The organism is Bacillus sp. ISL-75, from assembly GCF_018613095.1.
Map to the genome: position 1 here is coordinate 62303 of NZ_JAGGQX010000001.1, position 14528 is coordinate 76830.

Annotated in this window: 15 protein-coding genes and 1 pseudogene; 11 read left to right on the forward strand and 5 right to left on the reverse strand. The window is 35.6% G+C overall.

Annotated elements, in window-relative coordinates:
- Positions 1 to 193 precede the first annotated feature (193 nt).
- Together J7E63_RS00330 and J7E63_RS00335 are read left to right on the forward strand one after the other, a co-directional pair.
- Complete coding sequence (locus J7E63_RS00330; protein WP_215009799.1) at positions 194 to 1438, forward strand: DHH family phosphoesterase; 1245 nt, start codon at positions 194 to 196, stop codon at positions 1436 to 1438.
- Between the two features lie 293 nt (positions 1439 to 1731).
- Positions 1732 to 2721, forward strand: coding sequence for an acyltransferase family protein (locus tag J7E63_RS00335; RefSeq protein WP_251033285.1), 990 nt, complete (start codon positions 1732 to 1734; stop codon positions 2719 to 2721).
- Positions 2722 to 2811: 90 nt separating this feature from the next.
- Here J7E63_RS00335 and J7E63_RS00340 read toward each other — a convergent pair whose 3' ends face one another.
- The gene (locus J7E63_RS00340; RefSeq protein ID WP_215009800.1) at positions 2812 to 3333 is read right to left on the reverse strand and encodes a MerR family transcriptional regulator; all 522 of its coding nucleotides are present in this window, start codon (positions 3331 to 3333) and stop codon (positions 2812 to 2814) included.
- A 92-nt stretch (positions 3334 to 3425) separates the two neighbouring features.
- Positions 3426 to 4388 (reverse strand): MerR family transcriptional regulator, encoded by a 963-nt coding sequence (locus tag J7E63_RS00345; RefSeq protein ID WP_215009801.1) that lies wholly within the window; start codon positions 4386 to 4388, stop codon positions 3426 to 3428.
- Positions 4389 to 4622: 234 nt separating this feature from the next.
- On the opposite strand from J7E63_RS00345, the gene J7E63_RS00350 reads away from it, so the two are divergent.
- Positions 4623 to 5459 carry a DMT family transporter gene (locus J7E63_RS00350; RefSeq protein ID WP_215009802.1) on the forward strand — a complete coding sequence of 279 codons (837 nt, stop codon included), beginning with the start codon at positions 4623 to 4625 and terminating at the stop codon, positions 5457 to 5459.
- An 80-nt stretch (positions 5460 to 5539) separates the two neighbouring features.
- On the opposite strand, the gene J7E63_RS00355 is transcribed toward J7E63_RS00350, so the two are convergent.
- Complete coding sequence (locus J7E63_RS00355) at positions 5540 to 6328, reverse strand: Cof-type HAD-IIB family hydrolase (protein ID WP_215009803.1); 789 nt, start codon at positions 6326 to 6328, stop codon at positions 5540 to 5542.
- 189 nt (positions 6329 to 6517) lie between these two features.
- Here J7E63_RS00355 and J7E63_RS00360 point away from each other — a divergent pair, with 189 nt between their 5' ends.
- The 8 genes from J7E63_RS00360 (at position 6518) to J7E63_RS00395 (ending at position 13421) form a co-directional block, all read left to right on the forward strand.
- On the forward strand, positions 6518 to 7162 hold the full coding sequence (locus J7E63_RS00360) for a VC0807 family protein (protein ID WP_215009804.1): 645 nt from the start codon (positions 6518 to 6520) through the stop codon (positions 7160 to 7162).
- A 29-nt stretch (positions 7163 to 7191) separates the two neighbouring features.
- A complete protein-coding gene (locus tag J7E63_RS00365; protein WP_215009805.1) occupies positions 7192 to 7791 on the forward strand; it encodes a TetR/AcrR family transcriptional regulator in 600 nt (199 codons plus the stop codon).
- A gap of 189 nt (positions 7792 to 7980) precedes the next feature.
- Positions 7981 to 8643 (forward strand): DUF2306 domain-containing protein, encoded by a 663-nt coding sequence (locus J7E63_RS00370; protein ID WP_215009806.1) that lies wholly within the window; start codon positions 7981 to 7983, stop codon positions 8641 to 8643.
- A gap of 123 nt (positions 8644 to 8766) precedes the next feature.
- Positions 8767 to 9501: a polysaccharide deacetylase family protein gene (locus J7E63_RS00375; RefSeq protein WP_215009807.1), complete on the forward strand. Its 735-nt coding sequence runs from the start codon at positions 8767 to 8769 to the stop codon at positions 9499 to 9501.
- Between the two features lie 132 nt (positions 9502 to 9633).
- Positions 9634 to 10458, forward strand: a complete 825-nt coding sequence (locus J7E63_RS00380) for a DUF2935 domain-containing protein (protein WP_215009808.1) — start codon at positions 9634 to 9636, stop codon at positions 10456 to 10458.
- A gap of 262 nt (positions 10459 to 10720) precedes the next feature.
- Entirely contained in the window at positions 10721 to 11068 is a 348-nt protein-coding gene (locus J7E63_RS00385; protein WP_168244713.1) for a hypothetical protein, read from the forward strand.
- A 262-nt stretch (positions 11069 to 11330) separates the two neighbouring features.
- Positions 11331 to 12833, forward strand: coding sequence for an aminotransferase class V-fold PLP-dependent enzyme (locus J7E63_RS00390; RefSeq protein WP_215009809.1), 1503 nt, complete (start codon positions 11331 to 11333; stop codon positions 12831 to 12833).
- 99 nt (positions 12834 to 12932) lie between these two features.
- On the forward strand, positions 12933 to 13421 hold the full coding sequence (locus tag J7E63_RS00395) for a L,D-transpeptidase family protein (protein WP_215009810.1): 489 nt from the start codon (positions 12933 to 12935) through the stop codon (positions 13419 to 13421).
- A gap of 42 nt (positions 13422 to 13463) precedes the next feature.
- Here the strand turns inward: J7E63_RS00395 and J7E63_RS30430 are convergent.
- Both J7E63_RS30430 and J7E63_RS00405 read right to left on the reverse strand, forming a co-directional pair.
- Positions 13464 to 13604: pseudogene (locus J7E63_RS30430) on the reverse strand (hypothetical protein); the annotation flags it as partial.
- 185 nt (positions 13605 to 13789) lie between these two features.
- Positions 13790 to 14323 carry a YceI family protein gene (locus J7E63_RS00405; RefSeq protein WP_215009811.1) on the reverse strand — a complete coding sequence of 178 codons (534 nt, stop codon included), beginning with the start codon at positions 14321 to 14323 and terminating at the stop codon, positions 13790 to 13792.
- Positions 14324 to 14528: the final 205 nt, after the last annotated feature.

Consider the following 14528-nt stretch of genomic DNA (forward strand, 5'->3'; position numbering starts at 1 on the left):
TTCCCATGAATCATACCATGTCATTTTTAATATGTCTGTGATTACTATCACCAGGTCATAGTGGTAGGTGGTATTATTTTCTATATGATAAAATAAAGGTTAATGTTAAATCATAACTAGGTTAACCTGCATAAAAAATTTGCTAAAACCAAACGATACGTTATGAAGCGAAAAATGGATGGTGGTAGATAGGATGATTATTTTTACGGATATTGATCTTGATGGTCTTGGTTGTGGACTTATTGCGAAACTGGCATTTGCAGACAAGGCCAATATATTTTACTGTTCTTATCGAAATTTAAATCAAAGAGTGGAAGCAATTATTAAAAACCCTGAGAATAATAATGTGGAAATCTACATTACTGATTTGGCTGTAAATGAGCAGGTAGAGAAAAAACTCGAGGAGCGGTTCCAAAAGGGAAAACCAATTCAAATGATTGATCATCATGTGACTGCTTTGCATTTTAATCAATACAAATGGGGGAGCGTAATTCCTGAGTATGAGACGGGAAAAAAGACTTGTGCAACTTCTTTATTTTATGATTACTTAATTGAACACAAAATGATCGAACGAAATAAAGCACTTGAAGAATTTATCGAATTAGTACGTCAATATGACACTTGGGAGTGGGATGAAAATAATAATTTAACAGCCAAACGATTAAATGATTTGTTCTATATTATGAGTCGTGAACTGTTTGAGGAGGAAATGTTAAAAAGGTTGACTGAAAATAATGAATCATTTGTTTTGACCGATACCGAACATATGCTGCTTGATATCGAGGAACAAAAAATTCATCGTTATATCCATTCGAAAAGTAGACAATTGGTGCAAACTTTTATTGATGATTACTGTGTTGGAATTGTTCATGCCGAACAATATTTATCAGAGCTAGGAAATGAATTAAATAATTTATATCCGCATTTGGATATGATTGTTCTTCTGAATATGGGTGGAAAGAAGATGGGATTTCGAACCATTCATGATGAAATAAATGTAGCCGAATATGCAAAAAGGTACGGAGGAGGAGGACATCCGAAAGCCTCTGGATCGGAAATGACAAGGGAAGCGTTTGAAAAGTTTGTACTAAATGTTTTTGAAATGATTCCACTTAAACCAGATGCAGATCGGAATGAATTTAATGTTAAGGATTCACAGGTTGGTACATCTTATCAGAATCCGATGGGAGAAAGTTCATATATTATCCCTAGTGGAGATGGTAATTTCTCGATTGTACATAATAAGAAGAAATTGGAGCAAGTCTTTTCGGCATTTGAGGAAGCAGAACGGTATTTAAAAAGAAATTATTCATCTTGGCTTCGAAGCGACCATGAATATCTTTATCACGTTTCAAAAGCGCTTCGGATTTCACAAGATCAATTAAGAGAGAATTATCAGGAAATCATCAGGAACCATCTTGTAGATATTACTTTATGAATTAGTAAAAGCCATTCCTTAACGAACAAAGGAGTGGCCTTTTTTTGTTTTTTTAACATTCAATTTTAAGGGTTTATTAAGAGTGAAGTAGTAATATAATCGTAGGTATATGAGATTATTATTTTAAAATCGTAATAACCATGCAACAGAAAGTTAATTTATATACATATTCCTGTAATGTTCTTTTGTTATGATTGGTTAACGACTAAGAGAATTGGTCGTGGGAATTAAATGGTGAGGGTTTGAAAAAAATATTAATATACCTTTTTGATTGAATTAACCTATGGGGTGATATGATGGCTTCAGCTTCAAAAAGGAGTAAATATTTTGATAATGCAAAATTCATTTTGATTTTTCTCGTCGTTTTTGGGCACCTCATAAGTCCATTAAAGGAACATGATGGGATCCTTTTCACTTTATATACAGTTATTTTTCTATTCCATATGCCTGCTTTTATCCTAATCTCTGGATACTTCGCGAAAGGTTATAAAAAGAAAGGCTACTTTATAAAGTCTATTAAGAAGATATTACTTCCTTATTTTATTTTTCAGATGATCTATTCCATTTATTATTATTTAAATGGGCAGGAAAATAATATAGAATTTGATTTTTTACATCCTCATTGGTCGCTTTGGTTTTTGATGAGTTTGTTTTTTTGGAATTTACTGCTATATCTCTTTGCAAGGTTAAGATGGAGGGGCTTTTTTATTGCCATTGTCTTGGGAATTGCGATTGGTTTTGTTGATCACGCGGGTAGTTTTTTAAGCCTATCAAGAACATTTGTATTTTTTCCCTATTTCCTCTTGGGGTTTTTACTAAATGGTGATCAGTTAAAGAAAGTAATTCGGGCCAGATATTCACTTCCAGTTGGTATAATAATCATTATCGGGACTTATATTTTCTTTGGGTTCAGTTTCCCTCAAGATGCGGTGCCATGGCTTCTGGGCGATACATCATACGCAAATATGGGGGAAAAAGAGTTGGTCGATGGGCTGTTGCGAGGACTTCAGTACGGGCTGACATTAATAGTTGTATTTGGGTTTTTAGCATTAATACCTTCCAATCAATTTAAAGTAACGAAAATTGGTGAAAGAACTTTATATGTCTATTTGCTTCATGGATTTATTATTAAATCGCTCCAAGAGATTCTTCCAAATAAAAGTATCATCTCCATTTCAGGGAATTATCTTTTACTTTTCGTTCTTTCCTTTATGATCTGTATCGTTCTAGGAAGTTATTTAATTAAAAAATATACTCAACCGCTTGTCGAATTTAAAGTTTAAAAGAATACAGGGAGTGGTTAATGAAAGCCGAACTAGTATGGACCAGTTCGGCTATTTTTTGTGGATTTAAATTAGAAAAATTGTAACGACCTAAAACCCAAATAATGAACTGACAATATTTTTCTTTTTTCTTTTTACTTTACTGTGATCAAATACAAGTGGTTCTTCCATTTGCGAGGTCATTTTTAGTTGGTTCATTTGTTTTTGAAGTTGTTCTACTTGCTGCGATAAATCTTTTACAAGATGTTGCAAATCCTCTAGTTCACGGCGATGCTGAAGGAGTTGATAGGAAGCAACCGAATCTGCTTTTGAATTTAGATTACTTTCCAATTCACTGACTTTTGAATATAACTTTTCTAGTGCTTGATTGTCATTTACCGCTTTAACAGCACCTTTTCGAGTATTTTTTTTCTCTTTTAATGGGACTATTTCTTGGATTAGTGTCCCGTTTTGGAGCTGTTCGTGTATTTTTTTTAATAGTTCTATATCCTCGCTGCTAAAATGGTAATGACCACGCTCATTTCTTTCCATTGGAAGTTCAAGCTGTTTTACCCAGCGCTGAATAGTACTTGTAGATACTCCTAATAATTTTGCTACTTCACTTGTATTCATTTCGAATCCCTCCATTGGTAAAATAAACCGCAATCCACGAGTGACGAAATTATTGTTTAAGGGAGTCGTTCTAATCGAAGAAAACTTTCGTATTATGTCCAGAATTTCCACCATTTCTTTTCTTTTGTTGCTGCCACATGTCTATAACTGTTAAGCATTTGTTGAAAGGCTAATTCTCTTTGCGAAATTTCATGTCGGTACTGATTACGCTCTTCAAGGAAAAATTCACGTTCTTTTGACATTACCTCAGTTAGACTTGAGATTTCGTTATTAGTAACATCCACATAGTGGGATAGTTCTTCGGAAGTTTCTGACAACTGCTTGGAAAGTGTATAAATTTCTTGCGAAGTCTCGATTGAAACGTTAGCAATGTTGTTGGATAGGTACTGTAATGAGTCAGCTGATAGTTCAGATGCTTTTTCAAGAGTCTCTGATAACTCCTGAATTTCAGCTCTTGTGTTAGCAGATGATTTATATATCGAGTCAGATAATGATTTAACTGTGGTATAGGTTCCATTCCTTATTTCCTTTTTTACTTCATCTAGTACTTCTCTTCGAACAACCGTCCGGATTTCATCTTTTACGTCGCTTAAGAAATTTTGCTTGTACGTATCCATTGCCTCGAAAAACTGATGTGCATCTATAGCGTCTTGTATGGTTATCGGTTTGGCTGTGTCAGAAATGACCTCTAATGAGACCACAGGTGATTCTTGCATATCCAGATTTTCAATGGCCTTGAGTGAAACAGCGAGTGATTCTGAGACATCCTGATTTTCAATGGTCTCTTGTGAAACTGCGGGGGATTGGGGTATATCCTCACTTTTAGGGTGAAGTTTTTTTTGCATCCATTCCCTGATTGTTTCCTTACTTAACTTTTTTTCATAAAGTTGTTTAATTTCTATTAGCTGGTCAATCTCCCTATCTGTACATATTCTTGCGCCTTGTTTTGTACGAGGAATTTCTAGTAAATCAACTAAATCTTTTTCCCATTGACGTATGGTGCCTGGTGTTGTATTTATTTTTTTTGCTACTTCTTTTAAGGTATAGGACTTCATATAAAAATCATTCCTTTCTATTTATCTCGGAAATAATTCATCTTTATGTTAGTAATTCACCATTCGGTAGCACATTTTCCTGCTAGATGACAAAAGCTATCAAAACAAGACGGAAAGCATGAAATAACAACAATATTTTGCAAATTGAGCATTTATTAAAAAAAAACGATTGAGCAGAGTAGAAATGAGGTTTATTATATGGAGTGGAACTGATGTAGAAAGAAGGATCTCAACATGTGGATTGCAGCGGCCTTTGTTACTATGGTTTGTTTTGGGACTAATAATACTATTTTCAAGTGGAGCACGGAGAAGAAGGTGTCGAAAGTACATATTCAGTTCTTCTTCTATTTTGTAGCATTCCTATTAACTTTGGGATTTGCTTTTGTAAACGGGACAGTCCATTTGAATCTTATCACCATTTTACTAGGAGCTTTTATTGGAATATTAAATGCAAACGGAAATATCCAAATGTCAAAGGCCTTTGAAAAGGGCCCTGCTAGTTTGACATCGCCATTAGTAGGAACAAATACAATATTTCCAATCGTATGTGCTGGTGTTCTTTTTCATGAACATATCACAGTGATTCAGTGGGTAGGAATCATAATTATGCTTGGCTCAGCCATGGCCATCCAGTATTCATCTGGTAATAATAGAGGAATAAATTATTTCCCTTGGATGATTCGCGTTGGGCTTGCAATATTTTCTTTTGGTTTACTAGGGGTTTTAATGAAAACTACATCCTATCTGCAAATAAATTCATTAGATATCCTCATTGCCATGTATGGCGGGGGGAGTGTCTATTTAGCTATTTGCAGTCTATTGAAAAAAGAAAAGTGGCAGAGGTCAGAAGCCAATGTGGGATCCATTGTTGGACTAATTAGCATTTTGGGATATAGCAGTTATTTCTATGCCCTTAAGGTAGGAACGGCAAGTATCGTGTTTCCAATTGTAAGTTTAAATTGTCTAGTAGTGGTTCTAGCGGGGTTTTTACTTTTTAAAGAAAAATTAAAAAGATATCAAGTGATCGGTGTTTGTACTGCTCTACTGGGGATAATTTTCACAAAGATATAAAGCGCAAAAAAGTGCAGAGTGTTTCAATGTAATTGAAATGTTCTGCACTTTTTATTTGGCTACATGATTTATCTCCTATCTCAATTCACCAACCCAAGCTTTTTCAACCCATTATAAATTCCAGATTCAGTAACCCTGGTAGTTTTATGCTTTGCGTATTTAAAAAGGTCCGGATGGCCGTTACCCATGACAAAGCTTTCGCCCACGTTTTGAAGCATTTCCTTATCATTCATTCCATCTCCAAATGCAATCGAACTTTCTTGATTGATGCCTAACCGATTCAAAACTACTTGAACTCCATAGCCTTTGTTTACTTTGTCCCTGATTACATCATAGCAATGATGCATTCCCTCGACATTGACTTGGGATAAATGGATTCCCTCTTCATTATTGTAAAGGACAGGGTCATCTTTATTTAGATTGACTAGTGTCATCCCTAAGATCGAACTATTAACTGAAGGTGAATAAGGTTCATTTTTATGTAAGTGGAATTTGTGCATAAACTCCGTTGTGATCCCAGAATCTACATTGGTAAAAACGTTCTTATTATTCGTATACAGGACCACTTCATGCTGGTTATCCTTAGCAATCTCTAAGAAATTCATAACTGTAGAACTCTTCATAGGCTCCTGGAATATATCTTCACCTTTATAAATGGCATATGCACCATTATAACCAATGAATGAGTGAATATTTAACTCTTTTGCGAGTTCATCTAATTCATGTAGTGGCCTTCCAGTAGCTAAGAAAATTTCCAAGCCCTGAGCCTGAACCTTTGAAATGGCCTTTTTTGTTGAATCTTCAATCGTACCATCTGGTCCCAGTAATGTTCCATCGATATCTAAAAATAAAACTTTATAATTGGTCATGAATATAGCTCCCCTTCTGAAGAATGTTGTTTTTAGTCTACCACTTATTAAGAAAGGATGTCACATGAATATAGATTGCAATTTAAATACGAAAAGGGAAAAAAAGTAAATAAAACAATTGACAAACCGGCGGTCGGTTTGTAAGATAAGTTTATTACATTTAAAAGGTGAAAAAGGGGAGGCAAACACGTGAAAGTAAATTATAAAAAGAAATTGATCCAATCGATTGTATTAAGTATTGTAATAAATGGAGTGATACCAGTTATCGTTTATAACTTACTATTAGACTACTACACAAGTTTTGTTGCGTTATTAATTGCTACTTTTATTCCATTGGCGGATAATCTTTTCCATCTTGTGAAATATAGAAAAGCAGATGCGTTTGGTTTATTTATGCTAACTGGCTTTGTATTAAGCTTGCTGGCGTTCGTTCTTGGTGGAAATGAAAGGCTTATCCTGTTAAGAGAATCAATGGTTACAGGATTGCTAGGCCTGATATTTATCGCATCCTTGTTCTTTGCAAAGCCATTAATTTATCATTTTGCCATCAGGTTTAGTGCAAGTGAAGCCACGGAAAAGAAGGAGCAATTCGAAAAAAACTGGGAGCATCCATATTTTCGGTTAGTCCTTAGAATCATGACAGCAATATGGGGAATCGCATTATTAGGTGAGGCGATTGCCAAAATCATTCTCGTCTACGAACTATCGGTCTCGGCATTTTTAGCGGTGTCACAACTGATTTTTTATGGCGTGATTAGTGCAACGATTTTATTTACAATTGTGTATCGCAGGTATGCAAAAACACGTCTAGACCTATTAACTAATAATAAATAACTCATCATGAAATTAAGGAAGGTAGTATTATGGCTAATTCAACTATTTATGATAGCCCGAGCTTTCAGCACATCCTATCAATAACTGAAGAAATCATTATCGAAAAAGGCTGTAGAAATACGACACTAAAAGACATTATTGAAAGATCTGGACTATCTAAAGGGGCCATCTATCATTATGTAGACAGTAAGAATGAGTTGTTCGGGCTCATTCTAAAATCTAAAATTGAAGAAATGAATGAAAAATTTCAAATGACAATTACTCAATCCATGCAAGAAGATAGTCCTAATCAAGGACGGTTTGCGGTTGTCAGTCGATTTTTCCACTCACGGCAAAATTCCAATGATATTGGAAACTTAATTTTTATATATTTGTTAAGCCAAGAAAATGAAAAGGTCAAAAATATCCTTACTGAACTTTTCCGCTACAGTAAAGATACTGGTACCCAATGGATTAAGATGGGGCAGGAAAATGGCGTGATCCCTCCTACTATTGATGCAGAAAGGATGTCAACACTAATGATGACCTTTTCATACGGTTTACGGGTCACGCAAAGTTTGAGCTCCTCAGAAGAAGACAAAGTAGATGCAAGTGATATTTTTAAAGTGATTATGAAGACATTAACATGAATCTTTTCTTGGGCCCCATTAGGTGGGGGTTTGTACGATAAAAACAAACCGACCATCGGTACATTTCCAAAGTGAGGTGTTAATAATGGGTATACATTTAATTAGGATAGAGAGGGATCATCCCACTTCCATTCAGATCCGTACCATATAAATATTTTGAAAAAATTTGGGGTAATGGAGGAAAATAAAATGAAGAATGAGACGAAAAGGAAACTTACAATTGGCGTTTTATATTTTACGATTGCTTTATTCGCCGTCTATATCTTTGTTATGTTTCTATTGAATGGTGTGGAATGGGCACCAATGGTTAAGGGAAAAATGGAAAACCCAGATTTTTCATTGACAACGTGGAAGTGGTTTTTCTATCCTCATATTTTATTTGGTACGATCTCTCTAGCGATTGGTCCTTTTCAAATGACTAAGATAAGCCAAAGGAAACCAAAGCTCCATAAAATATTAGGCAAAATTTATGCAGTAGCAATTTTTATTAATATACTTGTCGTACCATATATTTCTCTTTTTGCAACAGGAGGAAAGGGGTCAACCATTGCATTTCTAGTCCTAAATGCTTTTTGGCTGTGGACTACTTCTATGGGCGTAATCAAGGCAACCCAGCGGAAAATAAGTGCACATAAGATCTGGATTCTTCGTAGTTATGCAATAACATGGGTGTTCGTTACTTTTCGGATAGTCGTCATCCCTTTTTCCATATTTTTGGATAGTTCAGTAGCCTTTCCAATTGCAGTATACCTAGCCATTGTGATGAACCTATTATTTGTGGAATGGAAAAGGAAGAAAAATAAGAAATATACATCAGGACAAAAAATCCCTAGCTCCAATCCAGTTGTTTAACTTTTTTGTGAGTTGATCTCATCCATCGTAGAAAGCTGCCAAAAGCAGCTTTTTTAATGAAATGATATTTTGGAGGAATAATAGGGGGGAGGTAAATATAAAACGCAAAAAGCGAGGAATTTTATGAAAAAGATTTTATTACTATTCTTATCTCTTCTCATTTTAGGTCTTCCCAAAAGCGTCTATGCTAAGCAAAAGATTCCTATATTAATTTATCATTCCATCGATCAATTTAACGGTATTGGATCCAAGGAGTTATATGTAACTCCAGAAAATTTTGAGAAACAAATGGCATATTTAAGAGATCATGGTTATACCTTATTAACTTTCGAGCGTTGGAAGGATATTAAAACTGTTCAAAAGCCAATTTTTATCACATTTGATGATGGTTACAAAAATAATCTTAATGCCTATTCGATTTTTCAAAAACTCACAACAGAAAGTTTTCATCCAGCCGGTACCTTTTTTGTGATTTCTGATTTCGTAGGAAGGGCAAACCGCTTATCTAAAGCAGATTTAAAAATGTTAGCAGATTCAGGATTAATATCTATTCAGTCACATACAGCTACACATCCAGATTTAATCAAAGAGGAAAACTTAAAATATGAACTAAAAGAATCGAAAGAAAAAATTCAGCAAATAACAGGTAAAGCTGTTTTTGCTCTAGCGTACCCCTATGGGAATACGAATGAATATGTGGTGGCGGAAGCGAAAAAGTATTATCGGTATGGACTGACTACAACGCCAGGCCCATTTTCAATGACAGGCTTTAAGAACGAGCTTTACTATTTACCTCGAACGTATATAAAATATTCAACTACACTCGATGATTTCGAAAAAGCAGTGAAGATAGACTAATTTAATAACTATTACTTTTAAGAGGTATTCGTTTTTTGGGGCAAAAAATTAGTTGTGCAAGGAAGTATTAACAAAAATGTTACATATATAGTCGTTTGCCATGAATATTCTCTATGTAGGGGGGACTATTCTATGACAACAACAATTAGTGTGTGGGAGGAGCATTTATTTTGGCTGGAAATTCTTCAGGATCATGCCGTATTCGTTCGGGATCATTTATCACCTGAAGAAAAAAACGAAATAGCAGTTGCTGAAAGATTTATTTCATCATTCGGCAGCCTGCTTAATAATCTTCGAAATATCGATCCTGCTTTGAGTTTTTCAGCAAGTGAACTGATTTCTTTTTCTAAACAAACTTATTCTGTGGCCCATAAATATTACCGGTACGAGGGACACTTACAAAATTTAAGAATCAAAAATCAGGTGAATTTTAATTTATCGCCCACGTATTTGAATGGAACCTTAAGTGAAAATCAAGAATATTTACGGCTCTTGACGTTCTATGCCAATGGGCAGGAAGCTGTGCCGCAACGGCTCGATCAACTGTTAGATTTATGGCTCGAAGATCAATTGGGTCACATTATTTTACTAAGGAATTTGATAGATCCTATAGAATTAGCTGTTGATCGGCAAACCGATCTTTATGCCCAAAGATTTCAGATGTTCATCCTGCAGAATCATCATATCAAGGGATTTCTACGATTTACTGAGCAGGGATTCCCGCGTCAAAAGGAACTAGCATTAGAAGTAGGCAGAACCGTAATTGAAATGAATAAGTATATAAAGACTATTGTGGAAAAGTACAAGGGGGAAAGGTTACTAAATAAAACCACCCTCAGGTTCTTAGAGCACCACTTTCCAGAAACATGTTATTTTATCAAGAAACTGGCTGATTTTGCACCAGAACTTCTTTCCGAAAGCTCCCATTGTTCTTTACGAAAACCATCTTTTAGTTAGAAACATAAAAAACTGTGCAACCAATCGGTTTGCACAGTTTTTTTATTGATTTTATTTGAGTTCTTTATCCCAGGAAATCTGCCACGTATTAAAAAACTAGAAAGTATTACTAGTGTGGATCCAATTACTCAGGTGATTGAGGAGAAAGACTCAAAAAAATAGCTATTGAAAAGACAATGTAAACTAGCCGAAACCTCTATGTAATCAAACCACGTTATAATAGTGTAAACATAATCGAGACTGTATTAGGGCGGGTGTTTATATGGAAGAGACAATGGCAAAATCCTACTTGCAAAAATCACTAGATGAGTGGAAAGATGATATTTCACTAGTCTTAACTGAAATTGCAAATGAATATGATGAAGTGGCACAGGAATTAAAGGTTTATTCTTACAAATATGGGATTACCAAGCAAGTAATTCAATCGACAGTAAATGAGGAAATTATTGATAAAATTCGTGACATGTACCATAAACCATTTGAAGAAAGCTATAACCAACTGAAAGAATACATAAAAGACCTAGAGGAAAAAAGGCGAGTTTTTCAAATGTTTATTCAAAAAATTGAAGAAGTAACAAGGAAAGAATCTGCGAAAATTACTACATATTAGTAAGTAATTTCATCCCCCTATAACTCAAAAGCAGCCTTATCAATTGATGAGGCTGCTTTTTTATTTGAAAAAAAGCATATTCGTAAGAATTATGTAAGATTTTTGTCTGAAGATGTAAACATTAAACAATTTAATTAAGTTGGAGAAATACCAGAGGAGCAGCCCTTATAGGAGGCTGCTCTCTTTAGATTTCGTTAAAGAAACCGTGCTATAGATTCCTGCATATATTAATAACAGATTTATATTGTGAGGTGTGAAACAAATGATCACCGCTAATATTGGAAGTAAAACCTATCGGATCCCGGATAACCTTGAAGAATATTTTCAACCGTTTCGCTCACAAGTGATTGGGACGAACCAAGTGTTTGATTCCCCCTATGGGAAAAAGAAAATCATCTATGCGGACTGGACGGCAAGCGGACGACTTTATCGACCCATCGAACAGAAAATTTCTGAGGTATTCGGACCCTTTATGGCAAATACACATACAGAATCGAATATAACTAGTTTAATGATGACAGGGATATATAATCAATCCAGAAAAATTATTAAGGAACATGTTAACGCAGACGAGCATGATGCCCTAATCCTGGATGGATTTGGAATGACCTCTGTGATGAATAAGTTTCAGAGATTATTAGGAATTAGAGTTCATGAACAGTGGAAAGGGCGGCTGCAGATTTCCGAAAATGAGCGACCAGTAATTTTTATTACGCATATGGAACATCACTCAAATCAGACATCCTGGCTCGAGACACTGGGGGATGTGGTTGTATTAAGTCCAGACGAGGATGGAGGCGTGGACAAAAACCGGCTTGTTCACCTGCTGCATCAATATAAGAATAGAAAAATGAAGATCGGTTCGTTTACAGCATGCTCCAATGTAACAGGGGTTCAAACCCCATACCATCAATTAGCAAAAATTATGCATCAACATGGTGGCATTTGTATAGTCGATTTTGCGGCTGCGGCTCCGTATGTGACCATTAATATGCATCCAAAGGACCCATTGGAAAAACTTGATGCCGTCTTTTTCTCTCCTCATAAGTTTTTAGGGGGACCGGGAACTAGTGGTGTTTTGGTCTTTGATACTAGATTATATGCTAATCATGTTCCAGACCATCCCGGGGGCGGGACTGTGACCTGGACGAATCCATGGGGCGAGCACCAATATCATACCAGCATCGAGCTGCGTGAAGATGGTGGGACACCAGGAATATTACAAGCCATTCGGACCGCCCTATGTTTGAATTTGAAGAATCAAATGGGTGTGGACAATATATTAACAAGAGAGAAGGAACAGTTAAGTATTTTATTACCTAGATTAGTAGAGATTCCCGGCCTTCATTTATTAGATGGTCATAAAAAAGATCGTCTGGGTATTGTTTCGTTTTATATTGAGAAAATCCATTACAATCTAATTGTGCGCCTTCTCAATGACCGGTTTGGGATTCAAGTAAGAGGTGGATGCTCCTGTGCTGGGACCTACGGGCATTATCTTCTTCACATTGATAAACCTTCCTCTAAGCATATTTCTGAACAGATTAATCAAGGAGATCTGTCGGAGAAACCAGGGTGGGTTCGTTTCTCATTACATCCGATTATGACTAACGAAGAAATCCTATTGTTTGTAAATGCCATAAGAGATATCACCTTAAACATAAATGAATGGAGAAACGATTATCGATATGATAAGGCAAGTAATGATTACTTTTTTGTGAACCACGTAAGAGAGGATATGGCTCCACTATTTCGGTTTGAATAATGCTGATCCAGCTAGAAAGGCAGGATATCAGTACCAATTCTAAATAAGGCAACCATAAACTTGTATGGGCATATGCTATCAGAAGAAAGGTGGGATCGTATGATTCATATAGTTAAGCCTGGCGAAACGCTGGGGATTATCTCTGCTAATTATCGCGTAAGTCTCCGTAGACTTCACGCAGCAAATCCTGGGGTCGGGCAATTACATGTAGGCCAAAAAATCCAAATTCCAGGTCTGCCAGAACCCACTACTATACCCTTTTCCATTCAAATCTCTGTCGGAAAACGAAGACTTACATTATATAACAATGGAAGGCTAGTAAAAATTTTTCTAATCGCGGTAGGGAAGATGTTGACGGATACTCCAACAGGTGATTTTGTGATTGTAAATCGGCAGTATAATCCAGGGGGACCATTTGGAGTGTTGTGGCTTTCACTTTCCAAACAAGGTTACGGGATTCATGGCACAAACGACCCAAGTTCGATTGGAAAAGCCGTTTCCCATGGCTGTGTGAGAATGTATAATCGGGATGTTATGCAGCTGGCGAATATGGTACCAAATGGAACGAGAGTTACTATTCGTCCCTAAAAAAGTCCCACCTTCTAAAGTAAGAAGGTGGGACTCATTAAATTACTTATAGATTACGATCGATCCAACAGATTTGTCTTTGGATTGTCCATTTACACGAACTTTAAGTCCAAAGTGCGGGATTTCTCGACCAGCATCTGGTAAAAAGGTATTTAAAAACGAATTGCTGTCATTGAATAACGATACAGCAGTTGAATTATTTTATCGACAGCGATTTTAATTTTTTTTTGAAAAGGTTTATATCATATATGAAAATAGCGATTGAACTAATCTTTTAATTTACAATGGGTGTATTTTATAACAAAAATTAGGCATGAATTCGATGTGAATTCACGCCTGAAATAAATGATGTGTTTGATTTATCTTAATTACTCAGCTTTAGCTGCTTGAATTTGTAGGTTGATTTTTACTTTGTCAGCAACAAGGACGCCGCCAGTTTCAAGTGCCGCATTCCAAACTAGGCCATACTCAGAACGATTGATCGTACCTTCTGCACTAAATCCAACCTTTTCATTTCCCCATGGATCTTTTCCTTGACCTTCGAAAGTAACTGCAAATGTTTCAGGTTTTGATACACCACGCAGTGTTAAATCACCAGTAACATTGTATTCATCGTCATCTGTTTTTTCAATTTTAGTAGAGCGGAAGGTCATTGTTGGGTGATTAGCTGCATCAAAGAAATCTGCAGAAACCAAGTGTCCATCACGGTCTTGATTTCGAGTGTCTACACTTGCAGTATCAACTGAAAATTCAATGCTTGCAGTTGTTAAATCGGTTGGATCTGCATCAATCGTTGCGTCAAACTTATTGAAAGTACCTTTCACGTTTGCGATCATCATGTGACGAACAGAAAAATCTACACTGCTGTGTGATGCATCAAGAGCCCATTTAGTTTTTGTCATTTTATTTCTCCTCCAGTATGTTTTTTTAATTCGTTTATCTTGAAATCAAAATAACTTAATTCAAGATAAATTATATGTTGTGTTCAAACATATTGTCAATTAGATTTTATAAATTTTTTTTGAATTTTTTCCAATACTATCTATATAAGTATTTAGGATAGGACGAATTAAATAATTCAAAAAGAATATATTTAAGTTTGCGGAT